The sequence below is a fragment of the Paenibacillus sp. JNUCC 35 genome (genome assembly GCF_058269095.1).
This window is the reverse complement of sequence record NZ_CM177771.1, coordinates 39,385-56,778: the sequence shown is the minus strand read 5'-3', so window position 1 is coordinate 56,778 and position 17,394 is coordinate 39,385. Positions and strand designations below refer to the sequence as shown.

Here is a 17,394-nt window from a genome sequence, read left to right as displayed (position 1 = left end):
TTTTACCAATAAGCTGAACGTAATGACGATCCGACAAACTGAAATTTAGTTTGTTGTCACATATCCAGCCTTTTTCTAATTTCGTTGTTTTTAATAGGATAAATTCTTTCTATTGGTAAATTTTTAGAATTTAGTTTTCCCTGCTTTCGCTGTACATTCCATTTCTTCACAAGCGGTGTCAAATCCTCAATGCGGTAAATTCCATCGGCCAGAAATTCTTTTAAAGTGGTTCCTTTTAGACCGATTTGAATTGCTGCACGATTTATGGAATTGCCATTCACATTTCTATCGGGATCCCATTGGCAATAAACTGTTGTTTCCTCAAATGCTTTTTCCCATTGAGTTGAACCTTTGTAAATCATTGAGTCTGGTGAAGTTAGCACCGCTTTCCTCAACAATTCATTAAATTTTTCCATATATATATCCAAAGCCAAAATACATTCCTGATTCTTCTTTGTTCCCCAATTAGACCGATACATCATCCACAAAAAGGAAGGTTTTATCCATGTCATGCGATTGAGATTAAAGTTTTCGCCAAAAGTCTGTAAGGCAACTGCTTCTTTTGCAATCACTGGATTATAAGCCTGATAAACCCGAATACATTGTCTATCGTATTGTGCAAATACCTCTTTTATATATTCCATGTTGTCTCCCTAAATTCCGATTTGTCGCACTGCGTCTTATCTGCCTTATATGCCAAATAACAATAACCCGGAACTTACTTTGCACCATATCTGAAAAAGACCGCATAATGTGAGATAAATCAAAATATTGAAATCTGTTCATTTCTTTTGTAATTTATCTCGTTCCAAATATCATGAGTATCCTTCCATTTTCTTTCGCGAGAGCAATATAAATGACACCGCCAAAACATCCCGGAGGAAGAGTTCCTTCGATAATCCAAGCTTCTGCAATAGGGTTATAGCTGATAGCGAAGGGAGTTTCCTCCAAAAAGTGGGGATAATGTTCCGCTAAATAGGAGAAGATTGCCGTTGCAACTGCATGTACATCTGTAAGCTCACCAAAAGCAGTTTCATCTCCAAACCGATCTTTCTGGAGAAGAGTGTCGCGATCAGCGAAATAGAGTTCAAATCTTCCATATAAATTCTCATCATCCAAATCATGTTCTACAAAGCCATATTCAATGACTTTTTGCTTTTGATAAACGTTGCGTTTGCTCTTTTTCTTATAGTCGGCCCGTACGGTGATTTGATTGACTCGAAGCCGGTCACGTTCTTGCTCCTGCTCTGCTATTAATTGCTCCAAAGCATCCATAAAGCTCATTTTGAATCACCCCTAAAGAGATTGTTGAGATCAGGAGAAGTCTACATGCTTCCATCTATATACTCCATCTATATAAGTTGATTAAAGAACAGAAAACATGGTTTCTGCGCGGCAAGCAACGAAATGAGCACCTAATCGGCCATTTTGTTAGCAGTGCCCATTGAACTCCCTTTCAAAAGCATGAATGCACTTGCCCTCTTTGGAAGTGTCCAAGACCGCAAAACGAATTTCCGAAAACAGTAATCCCAAGCCTTCATCCTCCAGCAGCTCCCGCCACCAACCTGCCACCTTCACCGGGTCATTCCGGAAAACACCGCAGCCGTAGGCACCCAAAATGAGGTTCATATCGCCTTTTTGGGCGAATATTGCTAAGGCTAGTCGCATCCGGTCTTTCATCATACATTCCGCCTTCCGGGGGTCCTCTCCCTTTAACAGAACCTGCCCATAATTCACGGCGGGCAGAGTCAATACTGAAGCTGTCACCGGCTGCTCTATTAGGCCGAACCGCTGGTCACGGAAAAACACTACATCCGGCGAATAGATGGCGTGGTTAGTATACATCATCGACTTCCAGGCCCGATTAGCCTTATAATAACGTTCATTACGCAGCTGCGTTTCATATAATCCGCTGGAGGCCGCTAGGCTTTCTTCCTGAGCCATCGCCCCCTTTAAAAATCCACCCCCGGGATTTTTTGCGCTAGCGAAGTTTAACACGCCGACGCGCCCTTTCCCTGTCTCCGCAAAATCAAAAATCGCCTTTACTGTGGTCTCGTTGGCGACAAAATAAGCGGCTTCTTGCGGCAGCTTAGGCAGCTCGGCGATTCCCCGCACCAGTGTCTCTCCATGTTCTGGTGTAATCAGCTCGCTATTTTCCTCCGAATGCTTTTGTGCAGTGGCGAATTCTACCCGCCGCCCCTTATATTCATAGAAGCCTTGCCGCTGTATTCGTAATGTTTCCTCAGCAATTTCTTTTCGCTTCATTTCATACCCTCTTCTTTCATCAATAACAAATCCAGTAGATGTTAATCTCGCAGTAGTTCGTCTCTCGCTTCGGTCAACACAAATCCGAGTAGGTTCTTACCATGCCATTTTAGGGGATTCTCCACATCCGGATTGGACTGCCCCATGCCGATTCCCCAAATGCAATCCCGTGGGCTGGCCTCGACGAGAATACGGTTTTTCGTTACTGCACGCCCGTAGGCTTTCATCTCCTTAGGATGCTTAGCTTTAAGAATCGCGTCCAACATTTCGCCATCTCCAAAAAGTCTTGCTTTCTCGGACATCATAAACTGCTCGACACAGGAATACTCGTATCCCTCTACCACGAAAGGACTCATCCACCATTGGCTGAAGCAGCTTTTGTCGATCCCGCCGTCTTTCTCCACCAATTTTCGTATAAATAATGGTGTCTACAAACTCGGTCGAAATATCATTTGCCTCTCGTTCTTCCATTTCGTCAACGCCTGCTAGAAATTGCTTCAAATTGCTTATAATCTTTTCAAGGTGGTCTGATTCTGAGAAATCCACTTGTTTTTCAAGACACACTAAATTTTTCGCCGTCACTTATGGTATGGTTCCCCGCGTATTGTGTCTCGGTATAACGTTTTGGAGAAGATTGAAGTGCGGTTTGTGATTTAAGGAATAAATAACGTACCGTATTACTGTCTCTTTCTCTAATGCCTTATTCCATATAGATATTAATTCATCAAGCGTAATTAATTCACGTGAAGATTCTGCGTTGCAGAACAAAGTGCCTTAATGGCTAACCAAAGGTACTCTGGGCGCGCGCGCCCGAGCATGCTTCGGCTAGTACAACGAGCATGCAGCTAAAAAGATTTGGCATGGCAGCATTTTTTTCGATTTTTTTGATTCACCGTCAAACGTCGATGAAATTGCCAATTGCGGAACTTCCGCGCGAGCACGACAAAAAAGCTCAAACTTATTGAACTTGAGCTTTTTACCGCGGCAACTCAACGTTCGCGCGCACCGGGATGCGTGCCAATGTAACAGGCAAGCTCTGTCGCAATTGCGTTACAGCCTCTCCCCATAACAAATGTAAACATTTGAACCTTCCTAACGATGGTATTTGCCTCGTTTCTACACCTTGTAGCGGAAGGACAATTTCCCCCTCGACATTCATAAAAAATTTATAATATTCCCCCTTTCATCTTTATAATTTTTTTGTAAGCTGGATCAAGTTCGTATTTATAGTAACGGGAGGTAGAATCGGCATGAGGTTTTGGGAAATAGGCTTGATCGTGGTCAATTTTGGCTTGTTGTACTGGGCGGTAATCGCGAACAAGAAAGGCGGCCGGGGATTGTTCATCCCTTTAGGGACCGCCTACAGTTTGGTAATTGTGCAGATTGTCGTGGAAGGTGGACGGTGGGAGATGGTTCCTGCCTACTTGACGCCACTCTTATTGACGGCTTATTTTTTCATTGGCAAGCGGAGGGAGGGCGGCAGAAGCCGGATTGCGGTTACGGTTCAAGCGGTGCTATTGACCGTATATTTGTTGGTTTCGGTTGCTCCGCCTGCGATATTGCCGGTATTCTCGTTTGAGAAACCGACGGGGCCATATGCGGTCGGAACGACGGTTTATCACTGGGTAGATGAACAGCGGCGGGAAACGTATTCGAGCAACCCTGAAGACCGACGCGAGTTGATGGTGCAAGTTTGGTATCCGGCCGCCGAAGGAAGAGGGGAAAAGAGGAGTCCTTATCTTTTAAACGCGTCAAAAGTGACTGGAGGAATATCGTCCAAAACGCTCGGCCTTCCGGCTTTCACGTTTAGCCATCTGGGACTGATCAAAACGCATTCTTTGTTGGAAGCCAAGCTTTCGGATGCGGAAAGCCGTTATCCGGTATTGATTTTTTCTCACGGAATGAACGGGTATCGCAATCAAAATATGTACCAGGTGGAAGAACTGGCAAGCCACGGCTATATCGTGGTAGGCATCGATTATGCTTATGAAGCTGCCGTTTCAGTGTTTCCCGACGGAAGAGTAGCCCCGAGCAGAACGGACAGCAAATTGACTTCCAATGCCCAGTACGAACAGCATATCCCGCTTTGGACCGACGATGCTACCTTTGTGCTCAATCAAGTGGAGAAGCTTAATCGGAACGATCCTGCAGGCCGTTTTACCGGCAAAATCGATATCGATCGAATCGGCATGCTTGGACATTCGTTCGGGGGAGCCGTTACATTGCAAATGACGAAGAACGATTCGCGCGTGAAGGCTGCCTTGTGCATGGACGGCGGGATTTATGGTCCGCCGGTTTCCGACAAAGGATTGGGGAAACCGTTCTTTCAGATGTATTCCGAGGAGATCTACAATTTGGTGATGGCCTCATACGACGATGTCGCTAAACAGTTAGGTGGGGTAAGCCGCGAAGTGTTTGAAGCCCCGAGAAAAGAATATATACAAAAATCGCGCAATGCTTTGGCAGGCGGGGGGTTATCGATCCTTATTCCGGGTTCAAAGCATGCAAGCTACTCCGATCTTGCATTATTCTCTCCGCTACCGGGCTTGGGCGGCGCAGACCCGCGGCGGGATCACCGCATCGTGAACGAATTCAGTGTTGCCTTCTTCGATCGGTATTTAAAAGGGAAGGACGATTCTGCGCTGAAAGATTTGGAAGCCAAATACCCGGAAGTGAATTATAAGGTGAACGACTAATTTTCATCGTCATGGGCGGCGGTGGTCAAGGGAAGTTCAATGATGAAAGTAAAATGTCCTGATGAATGAACCAGGCTTAAGGTGCCGTTGTGCCGTTCGACGATACTCTTGGCAATGGATAGTCCTAATCCTGAACCGGTCTGGATCGCATTGGCAGTTCTCGAGTGGTCGGCTTTGTAAAACCGCCCAAATAGCAGCTCCTCCTGTTCCTTCGATATCGGAGTTCCTTCATTCTCGATCTTGATGGCAACAAAAGGGGGGCGTGCTTCCAATGAAACGCGTACAACTCCCGGCTTCACGGAGAACTTCAAAGCATTCATCAGAAGGTTGTCGATGGCTCTCCTTATTTTTCCCGGATCCATAGGTATCGGCATCGACTTGAACGCCAAATACGTCTCTACAGTGACCCCAAGTTCTTTGGCGAAGGGTTGAAATTCGGCTGCAATCTGCGTGAGCAGCTCCCGTATATCGAACTGGCCCATTACAAACTTGGCGTCACTGGTTGTGAGACGCGTGTACTCAAATAAGTCATCAATGAGGTTCTTCAGTTGCATGGCTTTATTGTAGGTGATGTCGACGAATCGTTCCTGCTCCTGCTCATTGTGATAGACTCTATTTTTCAACAATTCCAGATATCCAATAATGTTGGTAAGGGGCGTCCGTAAATCGTGGGATACGCCTGTAATCAAGTCCATTTGGGACTTTTGGATTTGCCGTTCCTTTGCGATTTGGCGTTCCAGTTTTTCGGCCATCGCGTTAATGTTTTCCGCAACCCTGCCCAGTTCGTCTTTCCTTAAGAGCGGAACGCGATGGCGCAGATTTCCTCCGGCGATATAATCAAGTCCTTCAGCCAGACTAAGCAAATATTGCACGATGCGCCGGGTCATGAGGGAGAAGCTCAAAATAAAGAGGACGATAAACGAAACGGTAGATAATACGCCATATAGCACGATTGATAAATAGGGGAAGTGTCTAGCAGCAAGAAGACTATTTAACAAAGATTCGTTGAGTAAGGACGATACGTTCATCGCAAGGGTTAAGCTTAGGATAAACGACCAGAACATGCGCACACGAATGCTTCGTTTCCCGAAAATCAGAGAAAGGAGTTTATTCAATTTTGTATCCCACTCCCCAGACTGTCTTGACGTACCGGGGTTCCCGCGGGTTCACCTCAATTTTCTCCCGGAGGTTTCGGATATGAACTACAACCGTATTATCCGAGATGCTGGAAGACTCTTTCCAAACCCGTTCGTAAATTTTATCCACGCTGAACACATGTCCGCGATGGCTTGCCATCAGTTCGAGTATGGAAAATTCAAGAGGTGTCAGGGATATTTCCTTTCCCTTTACGGTTACTTGGTGCATCGCCCCGTCTATGATTAAGTCTCCGACGACAATGACGTCTTGCTCTGGCTTCTTGACGGAGTAGCTTTGCCGGCGTAGTTGCGCCTTGACTCGAGCCGTCAATTCCAAGAGACTGAACGGCTTGGTCATATAATCATCCGCTCCGGTAGTCAACCCGGTTATAATATCAATGTCTTCTTCCTTGGCAGACAGCATGATAATGGGGATCTTCGAGATTTCTCTGATTTTCAGGCATGCCCTAATTCCATCCATATGGGCCATCATCACATCCAGAATGATCAATTGCACGGATGATGTCTTGACAATCTCCAGCGCCTGCAAACCATTCTCCGCTTCCAGTACATGATATCCTTCATTACACAAGAAGATACGTATAAAGTCCCTGATTTCGGAGTCGTCATCCACAACCAATATGGTGATCTTTTCCATCTACAACCTCCTGGTTATCTGCTAAAAATCGGTCTTAGCTCCCAGCATAAGAAAAACATATGAAGATTTCGTTGGGGAAAATCTAAAGAATCTCTGAAGTTACGCGGATTCTCCTTATGAATCCGTCGATCACGTTTGCGGCTGACAATCTGGAATGGTTCCCCTGAACGGCGAAAGGGGGTTTTATGGAAGTCAAAAACCAGCGAAGCATGATACTGGAGCTACCCCCGGTTGTGGGTGATTTTTCGCCGTCACTTATGGTACGGTTCAGCTTAACGGGACTATCGGCGAAAAATGCGCCTAAGTGTGCCGCGCGGCATTGCTGGCCACTAATGTAACTTGCATTTTGAACAGTACTTAGTCGAACCTTTTCAGCGATTCGAATAAACGTCTTAAATTATTCAATAATCCATTTCTTTCCTCCGGAGTCCAATCAGCCAAAGCTTCGCGCATATTGCGCTCACGGGCGAGGCTAATCATTGTACTCACTTCCTCCCCGTATGTCGTCAATTCAGACACACGAATCCGGGAATCGGAACTTGATGGATACGTATGAACCAATCCGGCGGTCTCTAGCTTATCGATTTGCCGACTAACGCTCGAATAGTTTTTCCCCATCATGGCAGCCAATTCACCAACACTAGTCGGTTGGAGATGCGCGATACCAACGAAGACGCGAAAGGTTACTGCTTCCAAATTCACGCCGGCATTATCAATCAATTTCTTATCTCGGTCTGGCCGATTGATAATGGAAACTAAATCGAACAGCGCTTTAAAAATCTCGTTTTCCATTTTTTATTGCACCTTTACAACTGGACGGGGCGTCAGTGGGGCATTCCAAGCCACTTCGATATCTTCTAGAGCAAACTCTTTTATGGCGATTTTTAACTTCCCCTCGGCGGCCATGTCAAAAACACCTTTAACGGCGGATAGCATATCAGCTTTAGAAACACTCTTATCTCCGCTTCCTACGAGTTCGATTGTTGATGAGCGTAAAATAGACGAAGGCAAATGAATATTTTCTTGTCCGGATGAGGTTCCAATGCTTACAAAACGGGTGGTACGATCCGTATGAGCCCTAGCAAGAGCTGACATAATGGCAAGTGCGCTATCGCCCCAAAGGTAATCCAAAACGACATCAACACCTTCAGCAACAACCGACATTAGGGCGTTTTCAAACCTATTTTGTCCGTTGTCAGCTGTCATGTCAAATGCAATGGCCTCATCGGCTTCAAGTACTTGCAGCTTCGATTCATTGCGTCCCGTGACAATGATCTTCTTGGCCCCCAGTCCCTTAGCAATCTGAACTGCTAAACTACCGGATGCACCAGTAGCGCCATTAATCAATACCGTTTGGCCGGGTTTGAAGTCAGCTCGAAATACCAATGCAGCCCATGACGACATAGCTGGGTTGGCAATAGCGGCAGCAGTGAGATCATTAATACCATCCGGTAAGCGGACAGTCAGCTTCTCGTTGACAATAGTTTGCTCAGCCAAACTGCCATACGGTGCAGTTGGCAGTGCAAAGTAAACACGAGTTCCATCCTTCAAAGTTCCAACACCGTCAAGACCGGCTACAATTGGAAAGTTAACCTTAGATGAGTAGTGCATACCCATTGAACGGAACTTGCTAACTCGACTCAAGGCTGTTGCCGAAACGTTAATTACAACTTGTCCATCTGTCGCAACGGGGAAATCAAAATGACCCATTACGGGAATTGTCCCCTTTTCCTTTACGATTGCTGCCTTCATAGTTATAAACCCTTCTTCCACTCAAGATTATGTGCATATTGCACATAATCTAATATATAGCGCAAACTATGTGCATTATGCACTCTTTATTTCGAACTCTTTTCCGAACCATTCCTTAGTGAAGAAGCTAAAGTTTAAGGATTAGCCAAATTCTTGCTTCACCGTTGGGCGAGCTCACTCGTTCAGCTATATTGCGGTATAATCCCCATCCGATTCACTACCACATTCGCCTGCCCCCGGATTTCAAATCCTTTACAACCCTGAAGTGGTTAAGGTGCTCCCTCAACTACAGAAGGCCGAAATCCGTCACTTTACCATTATTTGTAATACGGTTAACCGTATCGGTTGATAGGGTAGACTAATGAAAACAGGGAGCAGCTACAATAGCTGCTCCCAAGAATACTACAATGACTTTTAACCCTATATACTGTTATCTTTTAGTGCGCCCATTTCATAAAGAAACCTTGATGGCACTTTTCTGTAGCCATTGTATCTTATCTCTCCTTTATCGGACACTTCCACTTCTCAAACGCAAATCATTCTAAATTGTTGCAGATTAGGAATCTCATAGTTCAATACCTTAATTAAACAAGTATATCTTCATAACAACGAAAAAAGAGCTGAATGTTCGGCTCTTCACACGTTATCTTCAAAAATCTTGTTAACATCATCAAGCTCAGGAATCGCGGGAATGGCACCTTTTTGGGTTGTGCTGAGACCAGCTGCAATATTGGCAAATGAGATCATTTCTTCAATTATACCCGGTGTCAGCAATTCTAACGTTATTTTTTTTTCTAAAATCTTATGCAATAATGAGCCTAAAAAAATATCACCAGCGCCAGTCGTATCGACAGCATTCACAGATTTGGCTTTGACATAACCTGTTTCATGCTTTAATCGGTAGAAGCAGCCTTTATCGCCCAAAGTGATTAACAGCAGTTTCAAGTGGAATCGCTCTACCAATTCTCTTGATCCCTTTTCGAGGTCCGTCAGACCTGTAATAAATAAAAGTTCTTCTTCAGATATTTTAACAATATCTGCGTACTGCATTCCTTCAATAATCGTCTCTTTAGCACGTTCTAAGCTATCCCAAAGCAGCGGTCTCAGATTCGGATCATAAGACACCAGAATACCTTTCTCATTCGCTGCTGCTACTGCTTTTAAAGTAGCTTTCTTAACCATTTCATGGGTCATGGACAACGAGCCAAAATGTAATACTTTAGCATTATTAAGCAGAGTTAAATCTACTTCGTCTTCACTCAGCATCATGTCGGCTCCTGGTGAACGATAGAAGTGAAAGGATCGATCCCCTGCTTTATCTAAGTGAACAAATGCTAAGGTCGTATTCACATTATTCGCGTAGCTGAGCCCTCTTGCATCGATATGATTATTTTCTAAAACCTTTCCCAAGAAATGACCTAGTTGGTCATCTCCCACTTTGCCGATAAACGCTGTTTTATGCCCATATCTTGATAATACCGCCAACACATTGGCAGGTGCGCCTCCCGGATTCGATTCAAAAAGAGTATTCCCGTTATCAGAAACTCCTACAGGAGTAAAATCAATGAGCAGTTCCCCTAGTGATACTACATCATACATCGTTAGTTCACCCTTCTACTTCCAGCTTGAGTTTAATTTCCATGATTCAAAATTACGGATTTTCAAATGACCGTCACTTGTAAAGATGTTAAATTGTTGGCTTTTCTCATTCGGAAAAAACCGATTCGTTATTACCTGCTCGCCTTCATTTACAAACAGCTCTACCGAGGTCGTATCCATAAATAAGCGAATATGAATGGATCCATCTTTAATATGCAATGGCGCAGTGCTTACTCCTTTTTCACCTGACCCTGAACGGGTACGGTCCATCTTTATTTCATTATTCTTTAGATCAAAAAGAATATCCGTTCTTTCTTCCCCATCTTGAGAACAACGCAGTTGTAAACCAAACGCAGCCGCATCTGTTTCATTGACATCAACTTCGATAATCGTTTCCGAAACCGAATCATAAGTCTCACTTATAACCTTTATACCGTCAATAGCTGAGACATCCCATTTCTGATAATCCGATCTTAGTGAAACGATCTCTTCTATAGGTTTTTGCTTGACTACATGATTGGATTCGAGAACAAGTTCTCGTGGAATGGACATTGCCCCTGCCCAACCATGCTCTTGCGATGGCATTTTAGTTAACCATTTTTCCATCCAGCCGATCACAATTCTTCGTCCTTTATCATCCACTAGTGTTTGAGGAGCATAGAAATCAAAACCATAGTCTAGTATAGAAGATACTTTTTGAGTGAAAATCCCTGCTTCATAATCCATATCTCCGATAACATAAAAAGGATTCTCATTCTGTTTACCATACATCGGTGAAACGATCAGCACATGTCTATGATTTAGCGGAAATAAATCCGGGCATTCCCACATATCGCCCTGGGTGCCGTCACTCTCAGCAGCTATCCCCTTAAACTCCCATTTATGCTGATCTTCTGAAGTATAAAGAGCGGCTTTGCCTTTACCGTCTTTTTTTGTTCCTACGACCATATACCATTTGTCTTCATGTTTCCACACTTTCGGATCTCTAAAATCATGGGTTCCTTCGCTTGGAAATTGATCAATAACCGGATTATGTTCGTACTTTTCAAAATGAACGCCATCCTTGCTAGTAGCAATACATTGAACCTGCTGCGGCGTATTACCGTCCACATGACCTGTGTAAGCAAGTACAAGCTCCCCATTGTTGACAAAGGCACTCCCTGAAAAGCAGCCATACCCTTCAACATCTCCCGAATCATAGGGCTCGGATGGAGCTAATGCCACCGGAAGGTGCTTCCAGTGAATTAAGTCATCACTCTTTGCGTGACCCCAATGCATGGGTCCCCACTTTGAATCGTAAGGATAATGCTGGTAAAACAAATGATACTCACCGCTATACTGAACAAACCCATTTGGATCATTGATCCAGCCGGTCGGTGCCATAAAGTGATAATGCAGGCGATAAGTACTTTGGGCGACATGCTCTTTTTTCTGCTCAATGATCTTGTTGGCTGCATCCAAAGCAACCTGATGTTTCGATGTAAGCATTCGAATAGCCTCCGGTTACAGTTAATAGTTCTTGTTAAGGGAAGGGGAAGAACTAATTATTTGAAGCGAGTTCATTTAATTAGTTCCCGGACGAATCCTTAAAGTGTGCTTTTCACACGTTGAACATGTTCTTTATTTCCGACAGATGATTCTCTTGTTTTATTAAACTTTATTTCCATCTGATTTTTCTTTTCGGTTACATAGGATTGCTCTAATTTTTCGGCAAGCTCATAAGCTTTACGCTGTTCATCATTAAGCTCAGGCTTGGTATCTTGTTTTACTTCCGGCATTACTGCCACGTGAGGCAATCTTTGCTCCACTGGCAAAATATCTAGCTTAGGAGACGGAAGCGTTTGGTACCAGTAGGCTGTTGAGGACCAATCATCCGATAAATGGTTGGCATGGCCATGTTCAATAGTCACTTTTATTTTTTCCGCGAAATGAATGGGATCTGCGATATGAAAGCGGTAGGACACTTGATAACCAGGTTTTTCACTTTCATGAATGATTGAGCCATTGTATAAGAAAGCATTTTTTTGCATACCCCATGCATGTCCGAAATAATCCTCTGTTCCAGTACCATTGATACTTGGCTCTGTTTCGCCATCAATAAAAATCATATCGTCGCCCTCTCCCCACCAGCTGCCTTGAAAATGGTTGACCGATAGATTACAGCCAACATAATGTCCTTTTCCTTCTGTTTCAAGCACGACATAGTTTTCTTCACCCGAAAGGTTTGCCACGCTTTGAACTGCCGGGCTGTTTACTTGAAGATCATTTCCCCAACCTTCACATGGATTTTCACGATGCCAGTTAGCATGGAAGTATACCGTATCTTCAGGCAGTTCTTCTTTATAAAGCTCATAATCGATATAGAAGTACAAACCGAACGGAAGTTCATTTTCATTTACAATTTCAATTTTTGCTTTTTTGTTAAATGGCATTGGGAAATAGCAGTTTAATGCAGCAGGTGCTCCAAATTTGTTCGCCTCTTCAGGCTTTACCGATACGTTAAACGGAGCAGATTGAAAATTCCCCGGTAAGGAGTGACCTACACAGAAAAAGTCACCGAATGGTGCCAGAACGCTTGGTGTATCCTGATCGTCCCATGTAATTTTGATTAGTGCTTTTCGGTAATAGAATGGATCTTGCTCTTCCCAAGTTACACCCAGGGCGTTGTGAATTTCATTTACAGGTGCTACATTACTACCCAAAGCTGGATCTACAATACTAGGACCCATAATTTTCCGACAAAATGAAGTCATCCAGAAATGAGTTAAACAACCCGGACCTTCGATTTCCCCTAAAACAACGGATTCATTCGGCGGAATCAACCAGTAGTCTTGGTTTCTTCCTGTTTGATCAGAGCTCGATACACGCGCCGAACGAACATCCTTATGTGTGGTTAAGTGCTGCATACTGCCGTTAGATAGATTAGTCATTTTTATTTCCTCCAAGTAATCATTTTTGTAATTTTTTTTTATCCTTTAACTGCACCAGCTGTCATTCCTTCAACAATGTGTTTCTGAAAAATTGTAAAGAATATCAGCTGCGGAATAATAAACAACAGGTTTGCCGAAACAATACCGCCATAGTCGATATTGTATCTACCTTTAAATTCTGAAATAGCCATTGAGATGGTCATTAATGATTGATCCGTAATAAGGGTTGCCGCGAATGGAAACTCGTTCCACACGTAAAGAGTATTAAAGATCAAAATAGTCATCATGACCGGTTTTACTATCGGAATAACAACTTTTGCACAGAGTATATAAAGGTTTGCTCCATCAATTAATGCGGCTTCTTCTATTTCTGACGGAAAGTCCTTTAAAAAACCTACAAACAACAAAGTGTTAAACGATAGAGTCGTTGCAATATACGGCAAAATGAGTGATAAATACGTATTTTCAATCCCAAAAAATATCGTGATTTTGTAAATCGGGTATAGCAAGATAAATGGGGGGATGGCTAGTCCCGCTATTAAAAATAAATACAAACCATTCTTCCATTTGTTGCTTTTAAACACCATTCTGCTCAATGCGAATGAACTCATAAAGCTTACAACAAGACCCATAAAGACGGAGACAACTGCAATAAAAAAGGTGTTTTTATAAAGCAGCCCCATATCAAGCGTTTGGAATGCACGGACATAGTTCTCCAGGCTAAATGACTTCGGTATTGAAAGAGGGTCTGTTAGAATAGACTGATTATCTTTAAAGGAAAGCAGAATCATCCACGGAAACGGAATCATCACCAGCGCGGTTATTCCGAAAGTGAGCAATCGGGAAAGCAGCCTGCCGCTTTTCCGCTTGGACACCGCAACTTTTGTTCCTTGAGCCGTTGATATCATTGTCTTCACGCTTTCCTCGCTCCTTCGCTGTTAACCATTCTTTTACCGAAGGTGAACATTCCCAAAATAATACCAGTTAAGAGAATTGTTGCAATGAGGGAAGCTACAGCGATTGCCATTCCATACCCGTATTCTCCAGCATTAAATGTTGTACTATACATGTAGGTAACTAATACATCGGATAGATGATTTGGTCCACCATTCGTTAATTGGAGCACCGTTTCAAAAATTTTAAAACATAAGGTAATCGCTAAGATGATGTTCAGCTTAAAGGTCTCACCCAACAGAGGAACCGTGATGTTTCTCAATTGCTGAAATTTAGTAGCACCATCAATATCAGCTGCCTCATACATCTCTTTTGGGATTAAAGTTAGTCCCGCGAGAAAAATTGTTGCGATATATCCAAGACTTTGCCAACTTTGGACGACAGCTACTGAGAATGGCGTTAGCTTATCACCGCCAATCCATTGTAAAGCCCAGGATTCCAGTCCTATCATATTTAATACGTTGTTAATCAATCCGATTTTAGGATCTAAAATAAATACCCAGATTAACCCCACCATAATTGGCGCAATAATTGAAGGTGAATAATTAATCGCCCGAATCACTCCCAAACCTTTCATCTTCTTATTCAGAAGCAACGATAAAAGAAAGGCTGCCGGTATAAGAATAATAAGAGTAACAACCAGAACTATGAAGGTGTTTTTCAGAGCAACCATAAAAATCGGATCATTAAATAGTCTTAAATAATTGGACATTCCTGTGAATTTAGGCTTACCTATCCCTGTAAAACGTGTTAAACTGTAATACGCTGCAATAATAATTGGTAGTATAATATAGACCATATATAAAAGCATTGTAGGCAATAACATTATTATTTTGTTTGAATTGCTGCTAAACCAACGCATATTCACACCTACTTTTAGTACTTGTCTGCTCTTATATTAATAAGCAGACCAGCTTATTAATTATTTAGTTTCATCTACCTTATTCTGAACAACTTTTGCAGCCTCTTCAGGTGTGTAGGTTCCGTTAATCACACCGTAAATACTGTCATACATTGCGTTGCCAATGGCCTCTGGAACGACAAGGTCTGGCTGATTGGGTTGACTGACCCATCCTTCCAACTGAATCTGGTCAACAAGCTGCTTGAATAACGGGTTCTTCGCTTCGTCAATAGTTACTTTAGTATTTGTCATCGGCGGAACTTGATTTTCTACCATGATTTGTGTACCTTTCTCTCCATAATAAAAGGCAAACAATTTAAGAACTGCTTCTTTCTTAGCTGCATCTTTCTCTACATTTTTACTTACAAGAAGCGGTGCCGCCGGCACTACGGAGCTTATATTCTGATTGCCGACTCCGTCTGCAAACGTTGGACCCCACCAGAAGCCTGCATCTATTCCGCTCTCTTCAATCTTTGGAATATCCCACATTCCAGAATCAAGAAATGCTGCCTGGCCGCCGAGGAATTGTTCAACCGCTTGGAAATACGTTTGAGTAGAAACGTTATCAGGGAATGCACCAGCTTTTCTTAACTCATCGATTTTTTTGTAATAATTAACAAAATCTTCGTTATTGTATTTTTCTTTACCTGCCATAATATTGTCGATTTTCTCAAAATAACCATATCTAGACAGCATAGTTAAGAAGGCCCATACTGAATATTCATCTTTGGCACCTTTAGCAATCGTAGTCACACCGTTTTGTTTAAACACTTTTGCAGCTGCGACCAGATCCTCGATTGTCTTTGGAAGCTCTACTCCGTGTTGCTTAAATAATGCTTTGTTGTAGAATAAACCTGTAACTAGCGGCTGATACGGCAGTCCGTATTGTTCTCCATTTGCCGCATAAGTACTTAACATATTTTCATTTAAAGAATTTTTAATCTCTGGATTTTCTTTAATAAAATCATTTAATCCCATTAGCATACCGGCTTCATATAGCTCCGAAGCGGAAGCCGGAAGCATCCAAAATACATCTGGTAATTTGTTCGATTGAGACATCATTTTTATATTTTTCACATGCTCTTGTTGCTCTTTACCGATTAAATTCACCTTAATATCCGGATTTTCTATCTGAAACTGTTCAATCAGTTTGGAAAATGCCGGTTCTTGTTCCATAGGATTCGCTACATGGATAGCAAAATCAATAGTCGTAATACCATCTTCATTCGAATCTCCACCGCCGCTATTGCAACCTGCAATAACCACGCTGACAACGAGAAGTAAAATTAGTAGGTAGCTGAACTTTTTCATTTTAAGCACCTCTGCCAATTTTAATTTTTTTTACAAAGAGCCTCGAATTACAAGCGTAGAATCAATACAAATTTCAACGGGATCTTTTGACAAATTCTCAAGCTTTTCAAGCATAAGTGCCGCTGCTGCTTGTCCCATTTCAAAAGCAGGCTGTTTGATTGTTGTAATAGGTGGTTCTGTCAAGCTCATCCATTGAAAATCGTCATAGGAAAGAAAGGAAATTTGCTTAGGAACAGAAACTTTCTTTTCTTTGAAGGACTTATATGCTCCCATAGACATCGTGTTATTTACGATAACTAATCCGTCTATCTCCTGATCCAACACCTTTTGGGTAAGCTCGTATCCCGATTCAAATAAAGACTCTCCTACATAAGTGATCTTCTCATCAAAGGGAACCTGGTTATCTTTCAATACATCTTTATAGGCTTGAAAGCGTTCAATCGTACTCGATACATCAATAGGGCCTGATATAAAGGCAATCCTCTTTCTGCCCTTTTGAACCATTAATTGGATGGCTTCGTATGTGATCTGATAGTTATTTGTATAAATCGTATCCACCTTATTCTGTACACTTGGTTTTCGATCCACATAAACAACCGGGTACTGAAGATAAGACAATTCATTTACATTTTTTCCATTCTGAGAAGTCGGCGCAATAATGAGTCCATCCATATAATCCGTAAATTGAGTATTATACATATCTATCTGTTCGAGCTCATTATTAATATTTTCATGAGAATTGCTTATAACTAGGCGATACCCTTTCGTATTTAGTACGCTTTCAATTCCATTTGCCAACGAAATAAAGAAGTCCGCTGATGTATCATTTTGACGTATCGGAATGATCAACCCAATTATTTTTGTATCTTTTCCTTTAAGTGATTTAGCTACAGTGCTTGGTCTATAATTTAACTCTTCCATAGCCTTTAACACTTTTAATTTTGTTTCTTCTTTAACAAATCTTGATGCATTCATTACGTTTGAAACGGTTGCTGTGGATACTTCAGCTTTTTTAGCAACATCCTTTATGCTAGGTTTTTTACCTTCTACTTCGATCTCCCTCTTTCTTCTAATATTACTATCATAAGAATTTAATCGATTAAATAGAGAAATAAAAAAATAATCGATGATAGTTTTTAAATTAAAAGGCATTTAAACGATTAAATGAATACGTACAATATGTAATCGTTTT

The 17,394-nt window shown here is 42.3% G+C and carries 15 protein-coding genes and 1 pseudogene; 1 reads left to right on the top strand and 15 read right to left on the bottom strand.

The genetic code is table 11. The features are described from left to right. Positions 1-56: 56 nt before the first annotated feature. The 4 genes and pseudogenes from AC2TF6_RS00310 to AC2TF6_RS00295 form a co-directional block, all read right to left on the bottom strand. The gene (locus tag AC2TF6_RS00310) at positions 57-644 is read right to left on the bottom strand and encodes a DUF4291 domain-containing protein (RefSeq protein ID WP_491309475.1); all 588 of its coding nucleotides are present in this window, start codon (positions 642-644) and stop codon (positions 57-59) included. 154 nt (positions 645-798) lie between these two features. Next, on the bottom strand, positions 799-1,284 hold the full coding sequence (locus AC2TF6_RS00305) for an NTF2 fold immunity protein (RefSeq protein ID WP_491309474.1): 486 nt from the start codon (positions 1,282-1,284) through the stop codon (positions 799-801). Between the two features lie 147 nt (positions 1,285-1,431). Further along, entirely contained in the window at positions 1,432-2,265 is an 834-nt protein-coding gene (locus AC2TF6_RS00300; RefSeq protein WP_491309473.1) for a TIGR02452 family protein, read from the bottom strand. A gap of 41 nt (positions 2,266-2,306) precedes the next feature. Further along, positions 2,307-2,663 (bottom strand): annotated as a pseudogene (locus tag AC2TF6_RS00295) (NADAR family protein); the annotation flags it as partial. Positions 2,664-3,515: 852 nt separating this feature from the next. On the opposite strand from AC2TF6_RS00295, the gene AC2TF6_RS00290 reads away from it, so the two are divergent. Continuing rightward, complete coding sequence (locus AC2TF6_RS00290; protein WP_491309472.1) at positions 3,516-4,961, top strand: alpha/beta hydrolase family protein; 1,446 nt, start codon at positions 3,516-3,518, stop codon at positions 4,959-4,961. On the opposite strand, the gene AC2TF6_RS00285 is transcribed toward AC2TF6_RS00290, so the two are convergent. From AC2TF6_RS00285 to AC2TF6_RS00235, 11 genes are all read right to left on the bottom strand, one after another. Further along, entirely contained in the window at positions 4,958-6,076 is a 1,119-nt protein-coding gene (locus AC2TF6_RS00285; protein ID WP_454235925.1) for a sensor histidine kinase, read from the bottom strand. The genes AC2TF6_RS00290 and AC2TF6_RS00285 overlap by 4 nt on opposite strands. Further along, complete coding sequence (locus AC2TF6_RS00280) at positions 6,069-6,755, bottom strand: response regulator (protein ID WP_491309471.1); 687 nt, start codon at positions 6,753-6,755, stop codon at positions 6,069-6,071. The genes AC2TF6_RS00285 and AC2TF6_RS00280 overlap by 8 nt, the downstream gene beginning before the upstream one ends. Before the next feature lie 357 nt (positions 6,756-7,112). Beyond that, entirely contained in the window at positions 7,113-7,547 is a 435-nt protein-coding gene (locus AC2TF6_RS00275) for a MarR family winged helix-turn-helix transcriptional regulator (RefSeq protein ID WP_491309470.1), read from the bottom strand. A 3-nt stretch (positions 7,548-7,550) separates the two neighbouring features. Beyond that, the gene (locus AC2TF6_RS00270) at positions 7,551-8,507 is read right to left on the bottom strand and encodes a quinone oxidoreductase family protein (protein WP_042228752.1); all 957 of its coding nucleotides are present in this window, start codon (positions 8,505-8,507) and stop codon (positions 7,551-7,553) included. 636 nt (positions 8,508-9,143) lie between these two features. Further along, positions 9,144-10,106 (bottom strand): carbohydrate kinase family protein, encoded by a 963-nt coding sequence (locus AC2TF6_RS00265; protein WP_491309469.1) that lies wholly within the window; start codon positions 10,104-10,106, stop codon positions 9,144-9,146. Between the two features lie 15 nt (positions 10,107-10,121). After that, on the bottom strand, positions 10,122-11,594 hold the full coding sequence (locus tag AC2TF6_RS00260) for a glycoside hydrolase family 32 protein (protein ID WP_491309468.1): 1,473 nt from the start codon (positions 11,592-11,594) through the stop codon (positions 10,122-10,124). Positions 11,595-11,692: 98 nt separating this feature from the next. Continuing rightward, a complete protein-coding gene (locus AC2TF6_RS00255; protein WP_042228757.1) occupies positions 11,693-13,036 on the bottom strand; it encodes a glycoside hydrolase family 172 protein in 1,344 nt (447 codons plus the stop codon). 38 nt (positions 13,037-13,074) lie between these two features. Next, positions 13,075-13,944, bottom strand: a complete 870-nt coding sequence (locus tag AC2TF6_RS00250; RefSeq protein ID WP_084706569.1) for a carbohydrate ABC transporter permease — start codon at positions 13,942-13,944, stop codon at positions 13,075-13,077. Between the two features lie 5 nt (positions 13,945-13,949). After that, positions 13,950-14,852, bottom strand: a complete 903-nt coding sequence (locus AC2TF6_RS00245) for a carbohydrate ABC transporter permease (protein ID WP_042228758.1) — start codon at positions 14,850-14,852, stop codon at positions 13,950-13,952. Between the two features lie 60 nt (positions 14,853-14,912). Beyond that, complete coding sequence (locus AC2TF6_RS00240) at positions 14,913-16,202, bottom strand: ABC transporter substrate-binding protein (protein WP_454235919.1); 1,290 nt, start codon at positions 16,200-16,202, stop codon at positions 14,913-14,915. A 30-nt stretch (positions 16,203-16,232) separates the two neighbouring features. Beyond that, positions 16,233-17,354: a LacI family DNA-binding transcriptional regulator gene (locus tag AC2TF6_RS00235; protein WP_053228685.1), complete on the bottom strand. Its 1,122-nt coding sequence runs from the start codon at positions 17,352-17,354 to the stop codon at positions 16,233-16,235. Between the last annotated feature and the right edge of the window lie 40 nt (positions 17,355-17,394).